This is a genomic window from Sphingomonas sp. (assembly GCF_050725575.1).
Lineage (GTDB): Bacteria > Pseudomonadota > Alphaproteobacteria > Sphingomonadales > Sphingomonadaceae > Sphingomonas.
Genome location: NZ_JBOHHW010000004.1, coordinates 1 through 24,265 on the forward strand (window position 1 = coordinate 1; position 24,265 = coordinate 24,265).

Genomic DNA, 24,265 nt, shown 5'->3' on the forward strand with positions numbered 1-24,265 from the left:
GGCGCTGCGGATGCAGCGCCACGGCAGGCGGCGCGAACGGCTTGGGTTCGGACCCTCGATGTGTCATTGGTGGAGGCGCGGGATGCGGCGGCGTTGCGCTGTCAGGTGCGTGAGGGCGTTGATCCGGTCGCCGAACGGCGCAAATAGCGCAAAGTGCTGCCGAGCTTCGAGACGGCCGCCCGAGCCTGTTACGAGGCGATGAAGGAGGGATGGAAGAACCCGCGTTGCGCAAGCTGCATATCTAGCCTTGAAAACCATGTCTTCCAATTGATCGGGAGTAAGCCGGTGGACGAGGTGGATAGCGCGTGCCTCCTGGAGGTGCTGTCGCCCATCTGGCTCGACATTGCCGACACCGCCTGGCGCATCTTGCAGCGCAACGGTGCCGTACTGGCAGGCCACTACACAAAAACCCGCCGATTGGAGCGTAGCCGAGACCAGAGCTCACTTCCAGACGTGCTCGGCGACGCGCCGCCAATTGCCACCCATAATCCTTTTCACATCGACATCTTCGTATCCGCGCGCGAGCAGTTCGGTTACGATCGCCGAGAGCGCTTCAGGCGGCACCAATCGCGGCGGCAGCTGGAAGGTCTTGTCGTCGGGATAAATAGCTTGCATGGAAATAGCATACTCGGCGAGTTCCTGCTGATCGAAGACGTAGTCGAGCGCAATGCCGACATGATCGGGACCGACGAGCTGCACTATATGGTCTATATGACGGACAAGCATGCCGGGACCGTCGTCACTGTCCCCCAGAAAGGGGCCGATACCGTTAACACCGACTATACCGCCCGTTGCTGCGCAGCTCTTGATAAGCTCGTCCGGAATGTTTCGGGGATGCGCGTGAATCGCGCTCGCGTTAGAATGAGAGAAAATGACCGGATTGTCTGCTGCCGCCATGACCTCCATTGCGGTGCGATGCCCTGTGTGCGAGCAACAGACAACCATGCCGACCCGCCTCATCTCCGCAAGTATGCTGCGTCCGTGCAGGGACAGGCCAGTATCATCGTCGTAACAACCACCGCCCGCAGCCGAATTCTTGTTGTAAGCAATGAGCATCCACCGCACGCCGAGATCGTAAAACAATTGGACCAAGCCGTGATCGCCATCGTCAAGCGGCCCCATACCTTCGATGTCGAAGACGACCGCGATCTTGCCAAGCTGTCTTGCCCGATCAATGTCAGCAACACTTTTCACCAATAGATATTGATCTTCGCGCATGGAAAACCACCGTCGAAAACTCGCAAGCGTTCGAAGATGCTCGTCGAGCGACTGTGGCCCGAAGCCGACGTTGAGGCTCACGACATCGACGCCGGCGTCCCGGTAGCGATCAAGCTGCGGCAGGAAGCTCATATCACCCGGTCGCAAAGGCATGCAGGCATGGTTGTCCCAGAGCAACGACCCGCCGATTAGCCGCCGGGCTCTCTTTTCGTGCCGCTTTCGAGACATCGTTCCTAATCTCCATGTACGCCACCTCTGTCAGAATTCCCCGAGGCAGTTCGGCTCGGAACTCTCAATTTCCTCTACCCTTGAAAACTATGGGACACGCACGACAATCCTACCGCACTGGTCACCCTTCGCGAGATCACAATAACCCTTCGTTATGGCATCCTTAAACGGCACCACGCGGTCGATAACCGGTCTTAGGTGCTTTTCAGTGATCGCGTTGCCTATGAAGGCTTTTGCCCTGGCGAACTGTTCAGCGATGCGATTATTGTTGTAGAGCGAAAACCCCATGATCGTCGCGGCCGCCTGAATCAGCGGCAGAAACGGGCCCGTGAGTTCGTAGTTGCCCTCGAGGGCACCCACGATGAAGATTTTGGCGTCGTGCGCCAACCCTTCGAAATAACGGGGCATCAGCGATCCGGCGACAGTGTCGAGGATCACGTCCACACCGCGCCCCGCTGTCTCGGTACGCATGCGTTCGCCCACATTCTGGCTGTCGGTAGCGATCACGCAGTCCGCACCGAGTCCAAGCAGAAAATCTCGTTTCTCGTTCGTGCGGCTGGTCGTCAGCACCTGTACCCCCAACAGTTTCGCCATCTGGATGGTAGCGATGCCGGTGGTGCTAGATGCGCCCGTGACGAGGACGGATTGACCCGGCTGGATATTGGCAAGTTCGATAAGCACATAATAGGGAGTCAAGGCATTGCACCAGACAGAGCAGGCTTCCTCCGGAGAGAGGCCATCCGGCCAAGCAACGAGATAGCGTTCGGGCGTCACCGCAAATTCGCCCGCCACGCAATAGCGACCGTCTTCCTGCACCAAGGAAACAACGCGGTCGCCTACCTTGAAGTGGGTGACGCCTGCTCCAATCGCGTCGACCACGCCGCAGGCTTCATGCCCAATCCGCGCCGGCAGGGCGGGCGAGTTATAATAGGTGTCCGCAAGCCAGAAAAGGTCGCCGCGATTGAGCGAAAATGCCTCTACGGTGTAGCGGACTTCGCCGGGTCCGGGCATCGGCAGCGGGACATCGCGAAACAGCAAATTCTCGGGGCCACCGGTGCGATCGAATTGTATAACTGTGGGCATGTCTATTCTTTCCCGGGCTTAGTTGGAAGCTCTCTATCAGGGCGCTTTGTTCATCTGCTCGACCATGCTTTCATAAACGATTTTAGTTGCCGCCAGGTCTTGGACGGCATGCCCATGAGACTTGTAGATCGTGATCTCGTTCGCATCTGTGCGCCCCGCTGCTGTTCCCGACGCAATCTGGCCAATCTCCGCGCGAAGGAAGCGCTCGTCGAGTGCCCCAGCTTCGAGGGCCTCGAGGAACTCGCCGGCCTCGATCATCACTGAGGCGCGGCTATCGGCGAAATAGAGCGACCTCAGCACCAGCGCACGATCCACTTCAAAATATCCCCGCCGATGCGAGCCGACCAGGTTAACGTGCGCACCGGGCAACACCCACTCGCCAAAAACGACAGGTGTCGGCGATGTGGTGACGGTACACAGGATGTCGGCACGCGCCGCTTGCGGGGCATCCTTCGTCGCCTCAACGGCCAAGCCGGTTTCCCGCGCCAGTTCTTCGGCGGCTTGCGTCGCGCGCTCGAGAGTACGGCCCCAAATCCAGACCTTCTCAAGCTTTCTCACGCAGGCGATGGCACGAACGTGCGCGCGCGCTTGACGGCCGCTGCCGAAAATACCCAGCGTCTGCGCGTCCGGGCGCGCAAGGAGATCGGTCGCCAGCGCGCTCGCTGCTGCCGTTCGGATCGTCGTAATCTCCTCGGCGTCAGCAACGCAGGTTAGCCGTCCGTCGACAGGATCGAAAAGCAGGACAGCGCCGAGATGAGCTTGGCGGCCCGCGTGGTCAGGATCGTCGACGACGCTAATCGCCTTGACGCCGAACGCTCCCAGCAATCCCAGCGAACCGGGCATCAGCGCGAACACCTTATTGTCGAGCGGAATAACACTGCGTGGAATATGTACAGCCTGTCCGGACGAGAGAGCGATCATCGCCTCGCGCACCGCCGCTATGCAGCGTCCGTATTCCAAGTGAACGCGCACGTTGCCTGCATCGGCGAAAACAGGTGCGGCGCTCATCGCCGCCGGCTCCTTGGATGTTCCAGCGCGGTCCTCACAAGGTCCGCTTGTGAAAACGCCCGGCATTCATGATGACCGCCAGATTTTCGCCATTGCCGGCGAGCACAGTGACGTCCTTCAGCGGATCGCCATCGACCACCAGCAGATCGGCCATCGCACCTTCGCGCACGCAACCGAGGCGGCCTTCCTCACCCAGCAACTCCGCGCTGATGGCACAGGCGCTGCGTAGGATATCGATGCTAGGCAGGACACGCGAGCGCAGCTCGAATTCGCTGCTCTGGCGCGTGTGCAAGGTGCCCAAAAGATCAGTGCCGAACGCCATTTTGACCCCTGCGCGCTTCATGATGTCGAGGCCTGCCAAGGCATGATCGGCGACCATATGGAGCTTCGCCATACTCGCCGCCGGGAAACCCATTGCCTTGCCTTCTTCCTTCAACGCAAACGCGATCGCCATGGTCGGCACCGCATAAGCGCCGCGCTCAGCCACGAAGGCCGCCGTTGCGTCGTCGATGAGCGTTGCATGCTCAATCGAGCGCACACCAAGTTCGACCGAGCGGCGTATCGCCTCCGCAGGATGGCAATGAGAGGCGACATATTTGCCCGCGCGGGAGGTCTCGTCGACCGCGACCCTGATTTCTTCATCCGAATATTGGCAGCGCTCCAGCGGATCGGTGGGCGAGGCGACGCCGCCCGAACCCATGATCTTGATGTGCGAAGCCCCACGCCGCAATTCTTCGCGAACCGCCCGGCGCACCGCGTCGACACCGTCGGCGACGATACCCGTCGCATCGGTATGACAGGCGCAAAGGCAGGCGTCGTCATCGGCGAGTTCAGAATCGCCCGGACGCATATCGCCATGGCCGCCCGTCTGGCTCAGCACCCGGCCACCATAGAAGAGTCGTGGCCCTTGCAGGAGGCCATCGCGCAGCGCCGACGCGAGGCCGACATCGGCTCCGCCCACATCGCGGAGCGTGGTAAACCCGCGATCGAGGCTCGCCCGCATAAATTGAGACGCGTAGTGCGCGAGATACGTCCTAGGCAACCGCACGACGCGCGGCATGTTGATGCTGGAGGCATAAACGTGGACGTGGGCGTCGATGAGGCCGGGCATCAAAATCCGGCCGCCGCACGGGACAATCTCGGTTTCGCCACTTACGCTCAGGGGCGTATCGGAAATTTCGCGCACAATGCCATCGGCCACGAGGACGTCGCAGCCATCGCGCGTTTCTTCCGACCAACCATCAAAAACGCGCGCGTCGCGAAATAGCACCTTGGTCATGGTCATGATGCTTTCCGCAATTGGCCGCCCTCTTCACGCGACAGCTTCTTTTCAAGGCCTGTGAACAGGGTCGTGGCACGGTCGGAAGAGTTGGGCATGAACGGAATGTCTGGCGAAACGTCGATGACGCGCTGCTGCGCCTCGATCATAGCGCGATCTTCTTCAAAAGCTTGGAGGGTTACCCCTAGGATCATGTCGCGTACCGCCTCGTCGCCGTAGTCGCGGTGGGGGCCCATGGAGAAGAAGTAGCGGGATGTCTTGGCCGTCATCGGAGTTACAGCCTGACAACTGAAGGTTCGTATGCCTTCCGCATCAGCAAGATCGGGCACCTTTCCTCCGAGACGCGCGGCAGTGCCCGCAGGAAAAGAGCCAAACGCCATGAGGAGGACGCCTGGGATCAAATAGTCGTAACAGTTATAGTTGTCGGTGCGCTTTCCGCCTTCGGGTTCCCCGGGTGCGAGTTCGCCTTCGATCCACTGCCCGATGCGAACACCTCGCTCCAGCGGCTTGATCGTCGGCCTCGTCCTCGCCCAAGTCTCGCTCGACCCAAAGCTGCCCGCGTGAACATAGCTCAAATGGCTAAAATCCAGCAGATTGTCGTTGATCAGCCGGGCTTCCGCCGCATAGTCGAGCTGACCGTGGCCCAGAATGTGGTGGGGATCATCCAGTCCCATCGCTGGCGGAATGAGCGCTTCGTCTGCTCCTGCGGGGTCGCCCATCCAGATCCATACCCAGCTGTGACGCTCGGCAATAGGATAAGCCCGGACCTTGGCACGATCCGAGATCATATCCTGCCCCGGAATCTCCACGACCACTCCCTCTCGGTTGTAGAGCATCCCGTGATACATGCACCGCAGCTTGTCCCCCTCACAGCGGCCGAGCGAAAGCGGCGCCAGTCGGTGAACACAGCGATCCTGCAGAGCGCTGAGAATGCCCGCATCGTTGCGCCAAAGCACGATGGGCTCGTCCAAAATATGAATTGACAGCGGTTCGCCCGGCTTCAGATCATGCGACCAGGCCGCGACATACCAGGCATTGCGCACGTAGTTCATGCCTTCTTCCTCATATCTGGAGTCCGACTGCTTCAGAATCCTTCATGCAAACGCGTGGGGATAATGTTCGCGGGCCTTTTCCTCGGTGACTAGGCCGTATTTAAGATCCAGGAGCACAGCCTCAGGATCACGCTCTGAAGGTTTGCCGTAGCCTCCGCCGCCGCCGCACAGCACCTCGACCCGCATTCCCTTGGGAAGATCGAGTCCGGTAACCTTAGTGGTCGGGGTCACCCGACCATCCGGATAATGCAGCACTACCTGGTTCGCCTTGCCCGGAAGGCCGCCTTCCTGACCCCAAGAGGGCACTTTAGTGCGTTCGATAACGGTTAACATGCTGGCGTCGTTCAACAATCGGTAATGGAGATTCCAGCCCAGGCCGCCGCGATATTTACCCGGGCCACCCGAGTCGCTAGCAAATTCCCATTTGTCGAACTGAACGAAATTCGACTTAGTCTCCTGAAGTTCCGCCGATGGCAATGTCGACTGAGCTAGTGAAAGCACGAGCATTGTCGGACCGTCCGCGTTCGGAAACGCCCCGAGGCCGATCGGCTGCGGAGCGGCCGCGACCTGAATTTCACGGGTCGCGTCATCGAACCTCCAGAACATGACGCCGCACAGATCGGCGGCACTTCCCGACGGCACCTGCCCCGGCATAGCCGCGGCAAACGCCTGGAACAGGGCTTCCATCAGCTGCATGAGGCCCCACCCATACATGAAAGTGGGCTGTGGAGGGATCGGATGGAACATCGAGCCCGGTCGTGTGATGACCTTCAGGGGACGGAAATGGCCCTCATTCGGCGCCTCGTTGCCCGCGAGCATTGCCAGCACGATTCGACAACACGACACCGTCGAGGGAAAAGGATTGTTGAGTGGTCCCCGGAGAGCATCGGGAACACCTGACAGATCGAAGGTAATCTCGTCGCCCTCGACCACCAATTCGACGTCGAAATGAATCTCCTCGTCGTCGATACCGTTATTGTCGAGATGGCCCGTCCCCTTATGGCGGCCGTCGGGGATGCGCTTGATGAAATCTCGGACAACAGCCTCGCCGTGCTCGTACATACGCTCGGTACAGTCGTTGAACGTCTGCATCCCGAAGCGATCGATCACGCGCAACAGTTCGTCGGCACCCGCCCGACAGCAAGCCACCTCGGCCAGAATGTCACCTTTGACGGCGCTTGGCGCCCGGCTATTGGCGAGGATTATCCTGAAAATCTCCTCGACCAGCTGGCCGCGCCTATAGAGCTTGACGCCCGGAAAGATCACTCCTTCCTGAAATAGGTCAATCGTATCGGTACAATAGGGATTTTTGGCGCCGATGTCGGTCAGATGGCCCTTGCTGGCCGTGTAGCCAACGAGTTCGCCGTCTCGAAAGACCGGCATGACTATTGCCAAGTCTTGGGCATGCGAACCGGTCCCGAACGGTAGATTGTAAATGATCATATCACCGGGTTCGAGCGCGGTTTCGCCGCCTACCGCCTCAACCGCCCCTTCAACGCAGAAGCTCATGGTGCCCATGAAGGCAGGTAGCGTGGGCCCTTGGGCAAGCATGCGTATCTGGCGATCATAGATGGCGACGGCAAAATCCAGATTTTCGTATATCGTTGGCGAAAAGGAAGTGCGGATCAGCACACGCTTCATTTGATTCGCGGCTGAATTAAGCGCATTGCGGACAATCTGGGTGGTGATCGGATCGGCACGGTCCGCACGGCCGGTCGATTTGTTATTGTGTGGCGTATAGACGTGCTGCTCAACGAGCCCGTGCATGTTCATCCTATTGCCCTTTCGACTGCAGGGAGAGGCAGCCACTTTCATCGACGCCGTAGGTAAAATCGCTGTCGACGTAGGTCGTCGTAGTTGGCTCGTAGACGATGGCGGGGCCAGAATATCGCTTGCCTACGTCCAGAGCGCCTCGTTGCACGGTGCTGAAAGTCATCCGCCGATCTTCAACGAAGGAGAAATATTCACCTTCCTTCGGAGAACCCAAGCCTTGGTATTCATATTTCTCGCTGCGCACAGGTAGAGCTCGGCGACGAGATGCTCGTATCGTGACCAGTTGGATCTTCGCGTCCAGCGTCGCTCCATAGTGGCGCACATATTCCGCATGGAAGAGCGCCTCAATCTGCTCGAGATTTTGCGTAATCCGTCCGTCTTGATGCTCGGGCGACACCGAAAGCGTGTGCTCCTGCCCCATGAACCGAAGGTCCAGCGTCACTGTCAGCGTCTCTTCAAGGGCCTCTTTATCGCTGTTCTCATCGTCCATGAGGATACGCAACAGTTCGGCAAGCACTGTATTGGCTTCGTCGATTGCTTTGGCCGACAGGGGCGTAACATGTGTGCGAGCCCGACTGCGCAGCAGATCGGCTCCGAGCAATCCCCAAGCCGAAAAGTTTCCCGCATGCGGTGGGACAAGAATCTTGGTAATGCCCAATTCGCGCGCGATCTGCGTCGCCATCATCGGCCCGGCGCCACCAAAAGGCAGCAATTTAAACTCGCGTGGATCGATGCCCTGCTCGATCGTCAGATCACGTATCAAGCTCGCCATGTGATTGCTTGCAATGGCGATCACGCCCTTGGCGGCTTGCTCAATCGTACAATCGAGTCGCTCAGCAAGCGGGGTCAGAGCGCGCTCGGACGCTTCCCGGTCAAGAGACAGGCCCGACGCGAGCTCGCCTCCACCGAGCATGCCCAAATAGAAGGCCGCATCTGTCGTGGTGGCGAGCGTACCGCCACGACCATAACATGCCGGCCCAGGCTCAGCGCCAGCGCTCCTGGGGCCAACTGTCATGAGGCCTCCGACATCGACATCGGCGATCGATCCGCCGCCCGACCCGATCGACCGGACATCGACCCAAGGTGTCTGGAGCGGCATGCCATCCACCTCACCTGCGTGGAGAAGACGCGGGCGACCACCGATGATCAGACACGCATCGAAGCTGGTTCCGCCGACATCCGCAGTAATGAGGTTCGGGATGCCGAGGCGCTGCGACAACTGCGAAGCGCCTTCCGCGCCGCCCACCGGACCCGAATTGATTGTCTCGAACGGGCGCTCCTGCGCGTCCGCGAAAGTCATTGAGCCGCTACCAGAACGCATCATTAGGCAAGTTCCAGCAAAACCGCTCTGCTTCAGTGTCCTATCGATATGATCGAGATAGCCCGACATCCGGGCCCGGACGAAAGCATCAACCACCGTGGTGCTTCCACGCTCATAGTCGCGATACTCACCCGAGACCTTATGCGAGACCGAAATATGGCCGTTGAACCCGGCCCCGCGCAGAATCTGTTCGGCCTGCAACTCATGTTCGGGGTTCGCATAGCTGTGAAGAAACATGATAGCGATGCTGTTCACGTTCGCCTCTCGGAAGGTATCGTACGCGTCAAGTACATCCTGCTCTACTAAGGGTAGCTGGATCTGCCCGTCGAAGGTGCAGCGTTCGCGCACGCCGAGGCGCAAGTCGCGGCTAACCAGCGGCGCCTTCGGTCGCCAGTACATGTTGTAAGGTTCACCCCGCGACGCATTGCGGATTTCAAGGACATCCCGGAAACCTGCCGTCGTGAGCATGCCGATCGTCGGGCCGCGCCGCTCCAGCAGTGCGTTCAGCCCGACCGTCGTTCCATGCAGGAAATAGCGGGCATCTTTAAGCACGGCATGCGGAACACCAACTTCGACGGCATTAATGCATCCCCTTTCGGGGTGAGCCGGAGTGGTAGGAACCTTCGCCACGACAACCGAGCCATCAGTCTCATCATAATAGACAAGATCTGTGAATGTACCGCCGATATCTACACCAATTCTTGTACTCATCAACAATTTCCCAAAGCAATGGCGGCGCGAATTGACGAGCGGTCAGCTAATCCACTATGCAATAGCGACGAGTTGTGCTCGCTTGCCATTAAAAAACTGCCCGAGTTAGCGCTTTGATGCAACGAGTGCGAACGCCAGTTGAACTATATTACTGAGGCAAGTCTGCGCTGTTGCCTCCGGCTTGTGCAATCGCGCAATCGGGTGGGCATGGGCTCATTCCGGGTAGGAATTGTTCGTGCACCAGGAAACGTTGCCCGCGTAGGGCTGACGAGGCTTGCCTCCACGACCGTTTTCGTGGCTCAAGCCCGGTGCTTGGCATCGGGTCGATGCCTTGCTTCCCACACTCTTCGGTGTTGTCTCGTTTGAATTTTGGGCAGTGTCTCAGTTTGAATTTCTGCTTCCGATCGAACTAAGCCGTTCATAGGCTTGAACCGATCGCCCAAAAGCCGACACTGGCGGTCAGCCGCTAGCCCGGAGGGGCGGCGGCATGCTGCCTTGCTCGTTGGCTCTCATCAACCATGCGTCAGGCGACTCGAAGTCCCAGGCAACCGCGATCGCCTGGTGGACGGCGGTGGGCAGCATCGCCTTGGCGCTTGGCCCGATCGTCGGCGGCCTGCTTCTGGGCGTGACAAGCTGGCGCAGCATCTTCCTCGTCAATTTACCAGTTTGCTTTATCTGTGCAATTTTGGCGCTGCGCGTGCCGGAGACCGAGCGGCAAGAGACTCACAAACGCGGGCTCGACCTGACAGGCCAGTTGCTCGCGGTCCTCGCACTCGCCGGCATCACCGGTGCGGTGATTGAGGCAAGACCACTCGGACCCAATCCAATCACGTTCGGCATTGGTGCTGTGGGCCTCGTCGCAGCAGTCGCGTTCGTATGGGTGGAAGCGCGCAGCGCGCCAATGCTGCCGCTCGAGGTATTTTCCGACCACAACTTCAGCGCCGCGACTGTTTACGGCGTGGCGGTGAACCTCACGCTCTACGGCGCGATCATTGCTTGCTGCGGTTAAGCCTCAAAATGCGGCATCGCCCAAGTGCAGGGCGGCTCCTAAATACTCGTTTGGAGGTCAAGCGGTCTGAGAGCAGCCAGGCAGCAGAGTCTCCACAGCGGAAATTCAAACTGAGACACTACCTATAAGGTCTGGATATCGCCAATTTGATTGACTAGGAGATACCATAGTAAGTTTGGCCGCGCTGGCCAACCTGTTCGACGCACCGATCCTGCCTGACTTGGACGCGAAATACGGATCGGCTGCCTTCAAGGAGGTCAAGACGATTGTCGGCGAGCTGGTCTAATATCGACGGTTTGACGATCGCACCCTTCGCCCCCGGCGACGAGGGTGCGATCATCGCCCTGATCGTACCGATTCAGTCGGCCGAGTTCAGTATTTCGATCACCGAGGACGATCAGCCCGATCTGCGCGACATCCCGGGCTTCTACCTACAGGGCCGCGGTGGCTTCTGGGTGGCGCGTGACGGTGGGCGCGTTGTCGGGACGATCGCGCTCAAGGAATTCGGCGATGATCAGTGCGCACTGCGCAAGATGTTCGTAGCGCCGGACTATCGCGGGTCGCCATATTTCCTTGGCCAAGCGCTGCTCGACACGCTGTTGAGGCAAGCGCGCAACACCGGATTGCGTCGGATCCTGCTCGGCACGACCGAGGCATTCGTCGCCGCGCACCGTTTCTACGAGCGCAACGGATTTACTGCCATCGCCAAAGCGCTATTGCCCGCCGACTTCCCGCTCGCGCCAGTCGACACGCGGTTCTACGCGCTCGACCTGTAATCGAGTGCCGCCGCGGCGTTACGCCGCGCGCTAAGTTCGCGGGAAGCAAATTATGCACCAACAGGTGTCGGTAACCGCCACCGAGAATGCCAGCCGACCGGTTTGGTCGGCCGCTCGATGAGAATGCGCGGTCCCGGCAAACCTTCGCTCAACATATCGGACCAGATGGCGGCGAGCTCGCGCAGCCGAGGTATGAAGGCAGCGCGGTTGTAGGCGTCTTCGACCTTCTCCTTCGGCACATGTGCCAGCATCAGCTCGATGACCGCCTGTCGTTTTGTCAGAGACATTCGGGCCGGCAAATATCGTCATCATCCGGCCGCCGTCGCAATCTACAATCCGAACGAGTTACGCGGGCTGGCCCTCGGCATCGGCGTGCTTGTCGGAGTCGGATTGGGTCGCGCCCTCGCGCTCGGCTGCGTCGGGATATTGCCGGACCTCGCGAGGATGCCGTGGGGCGGTTCGTTGCGGCCGTGATACCTATCTTACAACAATCATGATCGGCCAAATGACCGGAAACGGCCGCAACCACGCCCCGCGTATCTGGGCATTAAACCAGAAGCGCATGGGGTGCCGATTGAACTGGCGTCAGGGGCACGCCGGCTTTCGGGCGGTCATGCGTGATACTCCGACGCTGCATCGGCGAACCAAGACCGCAAATGACCGGCTAGCGTCACGTCGGCCACAATATCAAACACTTGATCGCCGTGTTCGGGGATAAAGAGGATGGGGATGTGCGCCAGCAGTGTTCGTGCGCAGGTGCCCGCGCCGAAGACACGGGGATCAGTATCGAGGCTACACCCCTTGGCGATAAGCTCGCGGCACCGGGGGCCTTCGAGCCGCCACCGCCGTCGGCCGGCCGAAACATCGGCAAGATGGTGTAACCGCCCCTTGCAGGCGCGCGCAATGCGTTCACTGATCTTTTCGGCAGAACTGAAAACGGCCCACTCGCCCGGCGCAAGCCACGCGACGCGGAGCGTGTCACTACTCATCGTATTCGGTGCCGAAGGCCAATTCAGCGCGAACGCCTTGCCCAGCGCCTTGGTAACGGCACTATCCGATCTACGGACTCGTAACACGCAGATATCTACCGGGAACTCCGAGATCGACAGCGCGGGCACATTCAACCGCCAATGAGGGTTGTCCTCAGCCATTGAGACGTTCCCCCGTAGGATCATAAGCGCAGAGTGTCGTGATACGCACGCGGCTGCCGCGCGCCTCGCCCGAGACGAGCGTCAATTCCTCCCCCAGCCTGCTGCGACCTCCGCGCACCATGCCAAGGGCGACGCCCCGTGCAAGGCTCGGACTAAAGCCTGCGGACGTAATATAGCCCTCGCTCCCTTCCAGAACACCTGCGCTGCGAAGATGGCTGCCTATGGGATAAGCGGCGTCCGAACCAATCGCGTCAAGCCCGACGAACTCGAGTCTGTCTTGGCGAAGGTTCTCGGGGCGGGTGAGCGAACGGCGACCGACAAAGTCATGGCTGCGCTTGAGTACATGGCCCCAGCCCACATCGCCTGGCGCCGTGGTGCCGTCGGTATCGGCGCCGATGTGCAAATAGCCTTTCTCGGTGCGCAACAAAGTCCAAGCATCTATGCCGACCGGCGTGAGACCAAATGGCATTCCAGCTGTAGTGAGGACGTCCCAGAGCGCCCCCGCCTGATCGCTTGGTACATTGATCTCGAATGAGACCTCGCCGGTAAAGCTGACCCGCTGTACGCGGGCTGGAATTCCGGCTACTTCGCCTTCCCGAAAAGTCATGTGGGGGAAGTCGGCGTGATCGAGAGCAAAATTGGTCCCCGCGGCCGCCAGGACCTCACGTGCTCTGGGTCCACTCAACGTCAGCACCGCCCAAGCGGTTGAGACCGGCGCCACCAGCACGGCGAAATTGGGCCACTCGCATTGCAGCCACTCTTCCAGCCATGCGGCGATACGATCTGCACCGGCACCAGTCGTCCCAACCAGGAACCGGTCGTCCGCCAAGCGGGCGGTGATTCCGTCGTCGATGATGACGCCCAACTCGTCCAGCATCAGGCCATATCGCGCGCGCCCCACCTTCAAAGTCGACATAGTATTGGCGTAAATCCAGCTAAGGAATTCCGCCGCGTCCGGTCCGACAACCTCGATCTTGCCGAGTGGCGAGCCCTCAAATAGGCCGACCGCGCGGCGTACGGCCAGCGCTTCGCGCTGTTCGGCGTCGTGCGGCGTCTCGCCCTCGCGCGGATAATAAGCGGGCCGGAGCCAGCCGCCATAGTCTTCGAAGACTGCCCCCGCCGTCTCCTGTCGTTCATGAGTGGGCAGACGCCGGAACGGCCGGAACAGTTCGCCCCGCGCACGCCCAGCGAGCGCTCCCATGCTGACGGGCGTATAGGGAAAACGGAAGCGGGTGGTGCCGGTTTGCGGGATCGAGCGACCGGTCAATTCGGCCATCAAAGCCAGCGCATTGACGTTGGAGGTCTTGCCCTGGTCCGGCGCCATGCCGAGCGTGGTGTAGCGCTTCAAATGCTCGACCGAAATGAACGCCTCGCGCGCGGACAGTTCAATATCCGCCGTTGTCACGTCATTCTGGAAATCGACGAACGCTTTTCCAGGCGCGTCGACGTGCCATAACGGCTCGATCGTCCAGGCAGGATCCCCCGGCCCGGCTTTTGGAGGGATGCCGTCCGGCGCACCGGCGCCAGCACCCGCGGCCAATATCGCATCGAACGCGAAAACGCCTGCGGCAGCGCCGACGCTCGTTTCCGCCTGAACCGAAACCCCGGGCACGAACGCGGCGACGTCTTCTTCCCAGGCAAGCTTTCCACCCGACTGCGAGAACAAATGCACGACCGGGTTCCACCCCCCCGACATGGCCAGAAGGTCGGCACGGACGGCGCGAACGCGCCCGCCTGCTTCGCGCACGCGAACCGCGCTTAGCGCGGGGCCGCCCCTGGTCCCGACAACCGCGCCCCCGGCGGTCACCTCGACGCCCTTCTCCCGCAACGCTTCGAGGAGTTCCGCGGGCGGCACAGCACGGCTATCGACAAATGCCGCGATACGACCGCCTGCTTCGAGCAACGCGTGCGCGGTGCTATAAGCGTCGTCGTTATTGGTGAAGATAACGGCTTGCTCGCCGGCCAGCACCGCCCAGCGCGCCAGATATTGACGGACCGCAGAGGCGAGCATGACGCCGGGCCGGTCATTGCCTGGGAAAACTAACGGGCGCTCCAGCGCTCCCGTGGCGAGCACGACCCGCTTGGCGCGCACCGTCCACAGGCGTTGGCGCGGCATGTTGGAAGGCGCCTCTGGCCCGATGACATCGCCGACCCGTTCGACCAGAGTCAGACTGTTATGGTCGAAATAGCCGGCGGCCGTCGTCCGCGTCAGGATTGTCATATCAGGTGCGCTGGAGAGTTCAGCCTCCGTCCGCTCCACCCACTCAAGGCCGGGCAAGCCGTCGATTACTGCGGCTTGCCAAAGTAACGTGCCGCCAATGCGCGTATCCTGCTCGATAAGCATGACTCGTTGGCCCGTTCGGCTTGCGGCAAGGGCGGCCGCCAAGCCCGCCGGACCGCTGCCCACGATTAGCAAGTCGCAGTGAGCAAAGCGGCTCTCATAGCGATCGGGATCCGCCTGAATCGACGGTCGACCCAGGCCAGCGGCTCTGCGGATGATTGGCTCGAACAAATGCCAGTTGGGCCAGATGAGCGTCTTGTAGTAAAACCCTGCGGGGAGAAAACGGCCGAACAGGTTATTGAGTGCGCCAAAGTCGAAGCGAGCGCTCGGCCAGCAATTGACCGGTTTCGCTGTCAGACCGCGATAGAGTTCGACTTCAGTCGCGCGGGGGTTCGGTTCGGTGTATGCACCCTGACCGAGCTGCATCAACGCATTTGGCTCTTCCACGCCTGCGGCCAGCAGGCCCCGCGGACGGTGGTATTTGAACGAGCGTCCGACAATGGAGACACCGTTGGCCAGGAGCGCCGACGCCAGGGTGTCCCCGGAAAAGCCGTTCAGCGTCCGGCCCTCGTAAACGAAGTCGAGCGGTTGAGTGCGATCGATCAAACCGCCAAGGTCGAGGCGTCGCGCGCTCATCGGCCGTCTCCTGCACCCGCCGAAGGTGCGGCTTCACCCATTCTAAAGACTGCCTTGATCTCATGGGTGAGAGTGTCGCGAGCCAGATTGAACCACTGTCCGCAGCCCGAGACATGGACCCAGCGTTCAAAGTGGATTCCTCTGGGATTGGCGCGCGTGAACAGATAGTCGCCCCAAGCCTCGTCGGAGACTTGGTTATAGGGCTCGGGTCGCGTGATGTGGCTTTGTCCGCCGCAACGAAACTCGACTTCGTCGCGCGGGCCGCACCAGGGGCAAGCAATCAACAGCATTCTCTTGCCTGTCAGTGCGCGATGCCCGAGGCCGCAGCCTCGTCGATCAGGGCGCCGGTTGCAAAGCGCTTCAGCACGAAGGGTGCGGCCAAGTCGTGCGCCCGACCGGTCGCAAGATGATGCGCCAGGAGGAAGCCGCCTGCCGGAATAGCTTTGAAGCCGCCCGTCCCCCAGCCGCAATTAATATAGAGTCCGGGCACAGGCGTTTCGCCGAGAATCGGGCTCGAATCGTGGACGACATCAACGATGCCCGCCCAGTGACGTGCTAGGCGCACGCGACCGAGCGACGGCATCTGGTCCGCCACCGCCGCGATTACGCTGCGGATCGTCGGTGAATTTCCCCGTTGAGCGTAAGATGAATAGTGATCGAGCGCGCCGCCGAATACCAGCCCGCCCTTGTCAGACTGACTGATATAGAGACCAGTACCCAGCGACAACATGACAGTGTCGAGTACCGGCTTTAACGGTTCAGAAACGAAAGCCTGCAGGGCATAACTGATTACAGGCAGCTTGAAGCCCGCGAGGTTTGCCATCACGCTCGAATGGCCTGCTACCGCTAGTCCCACCTTATCGGCGAAGATGGTCCCTCGGCTTGTTTCAACGCCAATCACGCTACCGGTCGCGTTCTTCAGAAACCCGGTCACCTCACAATTCTGTATGATGTCAACGCCCAGCCTGTCGGCGGCCCGCGCATAACCCCAAGCAACAGCATCGTGCCGCGCCGTACCTGCGCGGTCCTGTACGAAGCCGCCCCAAATCGGCAAGCGAGCCGTTGGCGCGGTGTTGAGGATTGGGATCCGGCGCTTAACCTCCTCGGCCGAAATGATCTCCGTGTCGACACCGTTCAGCTGCATGGCGCCGACCCAGCGCGCCGCGCCTTCCATCTCATGACGGCTGTGCGCCACCGCGACCACGCCGCGCTGGCTGAACATGATGTTGTAGTTCAGCTCTCGTGACAGGCCCTCATATTGCTTGAGGGAGAAATCATACAGACGTGCGCTCTCCGGAAAATAATAGTTGGACCGGATGACGGTGGTGTTGCGCCCAGTATTGCCGCCGCCCAGCCAGCCCCGCTCCAAGACTGCCACGTTGTTCACGCCATGCTTCTTTGCGAGATAAAAGGCGGTCGCCAACCCGTGCCCTCCACCGCCGATAATGACTACATCATACTTCTTTTTCGGCTGCGGTGAGCGCCACAGAGGTTTCCAACCGATCTGGCCCCGCAGCGATTCAGCAAACAGCCGCAGAGCGGAATATTCAGTCATTCTGGACGCTCCAACATGGGGTAATACACAAAACGACGCTCGCTCGGCTGAGGCACCATTTATCGCCTCAAGCTCGGGCGCCCGGCATATTCGGCCCACTGATCATGACGGCAACCATCCGCTTCGCCGCGATGACGCAGCACGCTTCAAATCACATGGAAATACACACCTCCGGCGACGGCCCGATGTGGAGCATCGGTCCGGCGACATCGCTCCGATAACGACCGTCGCTTATCAAAGCGGAAATCGCGCGACGTTGGTCAATTGCCGAGCTACGGGCCGATGCCAATTCCTCATCAATTGTCGCCGCGGTTAGGTCGCTAATATCTTCTCGCGTCGCTTTGCGAGCTTCTAAAAGTCCAACTTTAGCTCAACACCTCCGGTCCGGGGGCTATCATCTGCGGCACGGCCGAATCCGCCATTCGGAAAAGAAAGTGTTCGAAACACGCGGTCGCGTTCGTTGGTCAGATTCTTGACGAAACCGGTCAATGTCCACATCCCTCCTGAGATGCCCGCACGCAAATTGACGAACTGCCGAGATGGGTTTGGATCTGAATTACCGGTGAACAGGTAGGTCAGGCTCCTATAACGGTAATCGGCGTGAGCCAGGAATGATAAATTGTGGGTGATTCGGTGCGACCAATCGGCCGACACGCTCGCGGTCCACCGCGGCGTGTAAGGTGCTCTCCCGCCGCCATTAGCCACCTTGGCATCCAGATAGCCGACGGCGGTAGCAATCGAGAACGATCGCGTCGGATAGAATGTCGCCTCCAGTTCGCCACCGTTGATCGCTGTTTTCGGAATGGTGGTAGCAGTCCTGAACGGCGGTGCGGCAATAACGGTTGAAAACTGCTGATTGGAATAGTCAATGTGAAAAACATTCGCATTGATGACGGCGCGAACACCCCCGATGTTGAACGAGCTCTTAATGCCAGCTTCGTAATTCTCGGTATGCTCTGGTGCCGAAAATGCACCAGTATTAAAGAAGCCAGCTCTGAATCCTTCGGAAAATGTAAAGTATGTCATCAAATCAGGTGACCACTTATATGATAACTGGACTTTTGGCTGAAAACGATCAGCTGTTTCCTCTTGAGAATTCCGAAGAATACCTTGGGCGTCGACGACCTGAATGATGATCGTTCTGTTACGATCCGTATATTGGGTGTCGCGGTATCTTTGGCGATCATAGCGGCCCGCCACGGTCAGTTCCAACTTCGGAGAAATGTCGTAGGCGACCTGCCCATAAATGCCCCACCAGCGATCCTTGCGCTCGTGCCATGAGGGGAAGACATTGATCAGGGGACCGCATTTCGATGAGTCGAGGCCGAACCCATCGGCGCAGCCGGCGGCGCCGCTCGCAGGCGCAAGAACCAAAAGCGTGTCGAACCCGTTGACCGCGGTGCGCTCGAGGTAATTGCCGCCAATCACCCAGCGCAACTTACCTGAATCCCGCGATTGCAGACGTAGATCCTGAAAAAACGTCCGATAATTGTCTGCGCCGTCGAAGATCAGATCAACCGGCGCAAAGGCTGGCGCCGCGGATCCGAACACAGCAAGCGGAACGACACAACTTGGAACGCCGGGCGGTGCAGGGACCGGGGTCCCAAGTGGCCCAAGTACAAATGTCGCGGGAACGACCGGATTGTCTGGATTGTCATAGCAAATGCTGTTCTGAATGGTTTGCTTGGTGCGAGTGTAAGCACTTATGGAAATCAGGTCAGCGAAGCCAGCATCATATTGGCCGCGCGCTGAGAAGCTATAGACTTCATGATCCTGCTTGCCCAAAAAACGGCGCCGTGAGTTGAGGGCCGAGGAGAAGTCTTCAATCAAGACAGGCGATGGAAACTTTTCCTGGAAACCGGCGCCACTGATCACGTGGTTATACGTGCCGGTTAACTCAAAACTCAAATTATCGGTCGGCTGGAGAAGCAGTTTTCCCTTAAACAATGTTTGGTCGATGGGATCATATTGTCTGCCGCTTGACGGATCCGTGAGCAAGCCATCCCGCTTGCGCTTATAACCTTCGATACGGAACAAAACCTTGTCCCGCACAATCGGTCCAGACGCGACGCCCAGAACGTTCCGGTCGTCGCCGGTCGCATATTGAGCCCGCAACATCCCCTCGAAATCGTTGGTCGGGCGCTTCGTCGTTATATTGATCGCTCCCGCGATGGCGTTGAAGCCGTAAATCGCGCTTTGTGGACCGCGTAGAACCTCGATCTGCGCGATATCTGTAAGGGTTCCGTCGGACAGGGAGTCAAGGGAATCGATCGGCACGCCGTCGACCAGAAAACTGACCGAGGTCCAGCCTTGCTGCCCATTGCCGATGCCTCTCAAGGAAATAGTGCTCGCGCCAGCGCTAAAAGAAGAAAAATCCGAGAAATTCAAGTTGGGCGTCAAACTGGCAAAATCGCCAAAGCTCTGAATGCCCGCCTTTTCGATTCTCTCAGTCGTAAAGGCGGTAACGGAATCGGGAACATCCTGGAGCCGCTCGCTGAAACGGCGCGCGGTCACGACGATATCGCCTTCTCCCCGACTCCCTGATGCATTTTGGCTGTCCTGAGCGGATTGGGATTGGCTGTCCTGCGCGGATTCACGCTGAGCCTCGGGTGCACTCTGAGCAATCGCGGGCCCCGTGAGCAATCCGATCAAACCCGCAGCGGCAGATCCCGTTAGCAGCCCCTTCATCATACTTCTCTTAGACAAGCCTCATCCCCTCCCGTCGGTCATTCTTGTTTCCCGAACTTTAGGATGTAGAAGGCATCAGGGAGCCGCTTGGTTCAACCTCGGTGAAGGGTGGGGCAATAGCGCAATCGGGTGGGCAACCTCTAGGTAGACGTTTCGTCTTCGGCTGGTAGCGCCGTGGAGAGGCTAGCAGCCGATGCAGCACTGCGGTTGGTGACGCCAAGTTTAGCGAAAATCCGCTTCATATGATATTTGATCGTATTCTCCGTCAGACCTAGGCGGCGCGCGATCAGCTTATTTGACGCGCCATCGCGCATGCAAGTCACGATTTGCAACTCGCGCTCGCTCAATGCGTTGATCTGATGCCGCCCAAGCGTCAAAGCACGCAGGACCGCCGCTGCATGGCGTCGGGCGCCCGCGGAAGCTTCGCCAGTGGCAGAAACTATTTGAACCAGGGCTTCAACCCTGTGGCCTTCCTCTGCAACCACTGCCGTGGCGTGTTCCTCCGCGGCAAGGTTCAAAGCTGTTTCCATTTCGCGTCGCGCCGCCGCCGTATCGCCCAACGCATCCAGAGCGAGGGCGTTCAGCAGATGTCCCTTAACCCGAGTGCGCAAGCGTTGACCACGTTCGCCGGCCACGATCATAGCCGCCGCCTCCTTCGCCGCTTCGCGTGGTTCGCCGTTTGCCAAAGCCCAAAGCGCAAGGGCCGTAGCGACCGCATCGGTGAGTCGCCAAGGCAGCGCGGCGTCTTTTTCGCCAATCGCCCGGACATGAGCGATCAGCTTCGACGCGGTTTCCAGTTCATCGGCACGGATCAGCCATGCGGCACGGACGGCGATCAGCAGTTGGTCCGTGTGACGCACTCCAACAATCTCTGCCCTAACCATGGCGTGCTTCACAAAATGGTCCATCTCCGCAAGTCCGCCGCGGCGGTAAGCGATCTCGGCCAATATGGGATGGGCGATGGCATAAGGCTCGAACCAAGCCTCCGCCTCGCCGAATAATGCCAATCCCTCGCGCATGTCTTCAGCCGCGTCTTCGACAAATCGCCGTTCGTATATGCTGGCCGCGGTCGCGATCTTCGCCATGGCCAAGATGGGCACGTCGCTCACCATTCTCTCCAACGGGAGCCGTGACATGGACGCCGCAAGGTCCGCCGACTTACGATAAGCGCCGTGGGCGAGGGCGAGGAAGACATGGTGATACTGCAGCCAGAAGCCGGTGAACCGGGTCATATCCATGCTGCGGCAAATCGCTTCGCTACGCGCCAATGCTTCGCGCGCTCCAGCTAGATCTCCGCGCATCTCTAGGATCACGCTCATCGCTGTTTCACATGAGACCCAAATAAGCGGATCATTGGGCGCCGCGGCCTTGATCGCAGTTGTCAGGAATGCGTCGTCTATCTCCGTCCCCTCAAGATAGACGCGGCAAAGCAGTTCTATTGCGTAGCCTTCAATCTGAAGGTCGGTATCATGGCCATGGGGGTCGTGGATAAAACCGCGTGTTTCGCTGCGTACGGCCTCGAGCATTGTCCAGGCTTCGCGGAACAGGCCGGATTTGAAATAGGCCAGCGCCGCCATCACGCGAAGCCGGGGATGTGCGGCAATCTGATCGAGCGGTAGGCCACGCAGGATCGCCCGCAGTTCGCTGGCGCCACCGTCTGAAAAAACATGCCAAGGGCGAAGCTCTGAGAGTAGTCGCGTGAGTACCCTTTGGTCGCCCACAGACTGGGCGTGCGCAATCGCTTCGGGATAACGGCCCTGCCTTTCAAACCAGTCTGTTGCTCTCCGGTGAAGTTCGCAAACGTGAGTGTTTGGCAGCTTCGATTGCGCGCGGGCGTATTCAACGAGCAGTGGATGAATGCGATATCCATCCCCGCCGCGTGGCGAGCCATCCGTTCGGCATCCGATAAGGCCGGGAAGTGCGCTAGCAAGGCCGTCCAGCAAAAGCGCACTGTCTGTGCGTTGGCGCACAGTATCCACCAATCCGGGTTCGACCTCATCAAAGATCGACAGATCGGCAAGAAGGCTTTGCTGTTCGGTCGTCAGAGTAGAAAACACCTGTTCGGCAAGAAAGTCGGCCAAGTCACCGAACCTCCCGCCAAAGTGCCGCGAAAGATCTTCGGTGCCGCCCGACCGTTGGCGCCAAATTCGGAAAAGCTCGACCGCCACCGGCCAACCTTCGGTTCGCTCGATTATCATCGCGAGATCCTGGCTGTCGGCCGGCATGTCCATCAGGCGACTGATCTCATCCCCATTGAACCGTAATTCGGACGAATCGATCACTTGCACGGCACCTTGGACCCGCAAGTGAGAGACAGCCAGTTCGGGTTTTCTACGTGCGCTCAACGCCACGTGAACGCGCTCGGGCGCTGTCTCAACGAGAACTTGAAGCAGACCATTGGTGTCAGGCGTTTCGATCCGGTCGAACGCATCTATGACGATGACGATGTCCTCATCGGCGAATTCCAGCGCGAGAAGGAGGGCATCGAGCGCCCTCTCGGGTTCTGCATCCTCAGTATGGAGCAACCCCGTCTGCGTCATATCGACGCCGGCATTGTGAATGGCGCTCGCCAGCATGCGAATGAAAAGTGCCGGCTCGCGTTCGCGTTCTGCCGCAGTATACCAGGCGACCTTTACGCCGCTGGTCAAGAGAGCTTCGCGCCACTGCGCGAGCGCTATCGTCTTGCCTGCGCCGGCGGGTCCAATCAATTCGGTCAAACGACCGCCACGTGCTAGATTCAGCGACCGCAGTACCGAACTGCGTTCGACTAGCCCCATTCCCACCCGATGCGGAGCGAGACGCGCGGAAGCACCTTCGCTGAGGCGAGGCGGCGTCTCGCTAATAGACTTGGTGGTTTGTGGTCTGATCGTAGAACGCTCCATAACCGCATTTACGACAAAGGACGACCACCTCCATCACGCTACTAGCCATAAGCGTCCGTCGCTTAAACGTCCATTAGGAGCCGGCGAAAGCTCGCTCGACGACGAAGTCGCCAGGATGGCTACCTGAACCTTCAGCCATCCCACATTCTAGTAGAAGCTGCTTGGTTTCGTTGAGCATCGCTGTGCTCCCGCAAATCATGACGCGATCGCGACCACTGTCAAATCTGGGCTGTCCGATATCACTGAAAAACTTGCCGGAACGGATCAGGTCAGTAATCCTTCCCATTGTGTGAAAAGGCTCACGGGTGACGCTTGGGTAATAAATTAAGCGGTCCCTGACGAGGTCCGCAAAAAAATCATGGGCAGGGAGCTCGTCTAACAGGAGTCCTTGATAGCTCAAATCGGCGATTTCTCGGCACGTGTGAGTGATGACGACCTTGTCGAACATCTCGTATGTCTGCGGATCGCGCGCGATACTGAGAAAAGGCGCGAGTCCTGTCCCAGTCGACAGCAGATACAGAGTGCGACCCGGGCGAAGTCCACCCATCACCAGTGTGCCCGTTGGCTTGCGACCGATTAAGATTCGATCGCCACGACCAATTTGGCGAAGGCGAGATGTGAAGGGGCCGTTCGGCACTTTGATACTGTAGAACTCTAGCGTCTCGCTCCACGAGGGACTGGCAATCGAATATGCCCGCAACAGCGGACGGCCTTCAATGGTTAGGCCGAGCATGACAAACTGGCCGCTTTGGAAACGAAATCCGGGATCTCGAGTTGTTTGAAAGCTGAAGAGCTCATCGGTCCAATGGTGGACTGCGATGATCTCCTCATCGAAAAACGCCGGGGATTTGGTAACGACCGCGTTCTCCGTCGTCATTGGAAACTTGAAATCTGGTCGAGCGCCTTTTTCTGCTTGGCGTGTTTGGGAACCGTTGCATTGTCAGCGGGATGTCCAACCACCAGCAGAATGTAGGCCTTTTCATGTTCTGGCCTGCCGAGAATCTTGTTCAGAAAGCTCATCGGGTTTGGTGTGTGGGTTAGCGTGGCGAGGCCAGCGTGGTGAAGGGCCGCGATCAGGAAGCCGGACGCGATTCCAACGGACTCTGGCACATAGTAGTTCTTGCGAGGCTTACCGTTCTCCATACCTTTGCGCTCGCCGAAGATAACGATCAGCCAAGGGGCAATTTCGAGGAATGGCTTGTTTGCGTCGGTACCGACCGGCTCGAGAGCGGACAGCCATTCCGCTCCGGCACGGCCTGAATAAAAGTCGCGCTCTTCGTCCTCTGCCGCTTCCCGGATTTTAGACTTCAGTTCCTGGCCACTGATAACTGCAAAGTGCCACGGCTGGTGGTTTGCACCGCTCGGCGCCGTCCCTGCCGCAAGCAAGCACGCCTCGATAACCTCTCGCGGTACAGGTCTGTCGGTGAAGTCGCGGACGGTGTGGCGGCGCTTGATCTCCGCATAAAACTCTTTCGACCGCGCGATCATCTCTTCGTCGCTGAAATCCATCCGATCGGGCAGCGGCATAGGTTCGTAAGCCATCATATCTCTCCTGATGTCGAGAAGGCCTGTCTATATTACCTGTGTAAATCGCCTGTCAATATTAACTTAAAA

General features: G+C 59.3%; 19 protein-coding genes and 1 pseudogene. 4 read left to right on the top strand and 16 right to left on the bottom strand.

Features of this window, described 5'->3' with window-relative positions; translation table 11 throughout:
• Positions 1-198 precede the first annotated feature (198 nt).
• A pseudogene (locus ACRECS_RS03895) lies at positions 199-333 on the top strand (phage integrase central domain-containing protein); the annotation flags it as partial.
• 108 nt (positions 334-441) lie between these two features.
• On the opposite strand, the gene ACRECS_RS03900 reads toward ACRECS_RS03895, so the two are convergent.
• From ACRECS_RS03900 to ACRECS_RS03930, 7 genes are all read right to left on the bottom strand, one after another.
• On the bottom strand, positions 442-1,446 hold the full coding sequence (locus ACRECS_RS03900; RefSeq protein ID WP_431581647.1) for a dipeptidase: 1,005 nt from the start codon (positions 1,444-1,446) through the stop codon (positions 442-444).
• An 87-nt stretch (positions 1,447-1,533) separates the two neighbouring features.
• On the bottom strand, positions 1,534-2,529 hold the full coding sequence (locus ACRECS_RS03905) for a zinc-dependent alcohol dehydrogenase family protein (RefSeq protein ID WP_431581648.1): 996 nt from the start codon (positions 2,527-2,529) through the stop codon (positions 1,534-1,536).
• A gap of 36 nt (positions 2,530-2,565) precedes the next feature.
• Entirely contained in the window at positions 2,566-3,537 is a 972-nt protein-coding gene (locus ACRECS_RS03910; protein WP_431581649.1) for an ornithine cyclodeaminase family protein, read from the bottom strand.
• A gap of 34 nt (positions 3,538-3,571) precedes the next feature.
• Positions 3,572-4,822, bottom strand: coding sequence for an amidohydrolase family protein (locus ACRECS_RS03915; protein ID WP_431581650.1), 1,251 nt, complete (start codon positions 4,820-4,822; stop codon positions 3,572-3,574).
• Positions 4,819-5,868 (bottom strand): Rieske 2Fe-2S domain-containing protein, encoded by a 1,050-nt coding sequence (locus ACRECS_RS03920; RefSeq protein ID WP_431581651.1) that lies wholly within the window; start codon positions 5,866-5,868, stop codon positions 4,819-4,821. Before ACRECS_RS03920 ends, ACRECS_RS03915 begins: the two co-directional genes overlap by 4 nt.
• Before the next feature lie 42 nt (positions 5,869-5,910).
• Positions 5,911-7,635 carry a hydantoinase B/oxoprolinase family protein gene (locus ACRECS_RS03925; protein WP_431581652.1) on the bottom strand — a complete coding sequence of 575 codons (1,725 nt, stop codon included), beginning with the start codon at positions 7,633-7,635 and terminating at the stop codon, positions 5,911-5,913.
• 7 nt (positions 7,636-7,642) lie between these two features.
• The gene (locus ACRECS_RS03930) at positions 7,643-9,673 is read right to left on the bottom strand and encodes a hydantoinase/oxoprolinase family protein (RefSeq protein WP_431581653.1); all 2,031 of its coding nucleotides are present in this window, start codon (positions 9,671-9,673) and stop codon (positions 7,643-7,645) included.
• A gap of 487 nt (positions 9,674-10,160) precedes the next feature.
• Between ACRECS_RS03930 and ACRECS_RS03935 the strand changes: the two genes are divergently transcribed.
• Together ACRECS_RS03935 and ACRECS_RS03940 are read left to right on the top strand one after the other, a co-directional pair.
• The gene (locus ACRECS_RS03935; protein ID WP_431581654.1) at positions 10,161-10,682 is read left to right on the top strand and encodes an MFS transporter; all 522 of its coding nucleotides are present in this window, start codon (positions 10,161-10,163) and stop codon (positions 10,680-10,682) included.
• 296 nt (positions 10,683-10,978) lie between these two features.
• Positions 10,979-11,458 (top strand): GNAT family N-acetyltransferase, encoded by a 480-nt coding sequence (locus tag ACRECS_RS03940; protein ID WP_431581655.1) that lies wholly within the window; start codon positions 10,979-10,981, stop codon positions 11,456-11,458.
• A gap of 50 nt (positions 11,459-11,508) precedes the next feature.
• Here the strand turns inward: ACRECS_RS03940 and ACRECS_RS03945 are convergent, their stop codons facing one another.
• Positions 11,509-11,709 carry a hypothetical protein gene (locus ACRECS_RS03945; RefSeq protein ID WP_431581656.1) on the bottom strand — a complete coding sequence of 67 codons (201 nt, stop codon included), beginning with the start codon at positions 11,707-11,709 and terminating at the stop codon, positions 11,509-11,511.
• A 7-nt stretch (positions 11,710-11,716) separates the two neighbouring features.
• Here ACRECS_RS03945 and ACRECS_RS03950 point away from each other — a divergent pair, with 7 nt between their 5' ends.
• Positions 11,717-11,932, top strand: a complete 216-nt coding sequence (locus ACRECS_RS03950; protein ID WP_431581657.1) for a hypothetical protein — start codon at positions 11,717-11,719, stop codon at positions 11,930-11,932.
• Between the two features lie 137 nt (positions 11,933-12,069).
• Here ACRECS_RS03950 and ACRECS_RS03955 read toward each other — a convergent pair whose 3' ends face one another.
• The 8 genes from ACRECS_RS03955 to ACRECS_RS03990 all read right to left on the bottom strand — a co-directional run bounded on the left by ACRECS_RS03955 (position 12,070) and on the right by ACRECS_RS03990 (position 24,193).
• A complete protein-coding gene (locus tag ACRECS_RS03955) occupies positions 12,070-12,609 on the bottom strand; it encodes a sarcosine oxidase subunit gamma (protein WP_431581658.1) in 540 nt (179 codons plus the stop codon).
• A complete protein-coding gene (locus tag ACRECS_RS03960; RefSeq protein ID WP_431581659.1) occupies positions 12,602-15,526 on the bottom strand; it encodes a sarcosine oxidase subunit alpha family protein in 2,925 nt (974 codons plus the stop codon). Before ACRECS_RS03960 ends, ACRECS_RS03955 begins: the two co-directional genes overlap by 8 nt.
• Positions 15,523-15,816 carry a sarcosine oxidase subunit delta gene (locus ACRECS_RS03965; RefSeq protein ID WP_431581660.1) on the bottom strand — a complete coding sequence of 98 codons (294 nt, stop codon included), beginning with the start codon at positions 15,814-15,816 and terminating at the stop codon, positions 15,523-15,525. The genes ACRECS_RS03960 and ACRECS_RS03965 overlap by 4 nt, the downstream gene beginning before the upstream one ends.
• An 11-nt stretch (positions 15,817-15,827) precedes the next feature.
• Positions 15,828-17,081, bottom strand: coding sequence for a sarcosine oxidase subunit beta family protein (locus tag ACRECS_RS03970; RefSeq protein ID WP_431581661.1), 1,254 nt, complete (start codon positions 17,079-17,081; stop codon positions 15,828-15,830).
• Positions 17,082-17,432: 351 nt separating this feature from the next.
• Positions 17,433-19,769 carry a TonB-dependent receptor gene (locus ACRECS_RS03975; RefSeq protein ID WP_431581662.1) on the bottom strand — a complete coding sequence of 779 codons (2,337 nt, stop codon included), beginning with the start codon at positions 19,767-19,769 and terminating at the stop codon, positions 17,433-17,435.
• A gap of 140 nt (positions 19,770-19,909) precedes the next feature.
• Complete coding sequence (locus ACRECS_RS03980; protein ID WP_431581663.1) at positions 19,910-22,486, bottom strand: LuxR C-terminal-related transcriptional regulator; 2,577 nt, start codon at positions 22,484-22,486, stop codon at positions 19,910-19,912.
• A gap of 238 nt (positions 22,487-22,724) precedes the next feature.
• Positions 22,725-23,528, bottom strand: a complete 804-nt coding sequence (locus ACRECS_RS03985) for a ferredoxin--NADP reductase (RefSeq protein ID WP_431581664.1) — start codon at positions 23,526-23,528, stop codon at positions 22,725-22,727.
• Positions 23,525-24,193, bottom strand: coding sequence for a nitroreductase family protein (locus ACRECS_RS03990; protein ID WP_431581665.1), 669 nt, complete (start codon positions 24,191-24,193; stop codon positions 23,525-23,527). Before ACRECS_RS03990 ends, ACRECS_RS03985 begins: the two co-directional genes overlap by 4 nt.
• Between the last annotated feature and the right edge of the window lie 72 nt (positions 24,194-24,265).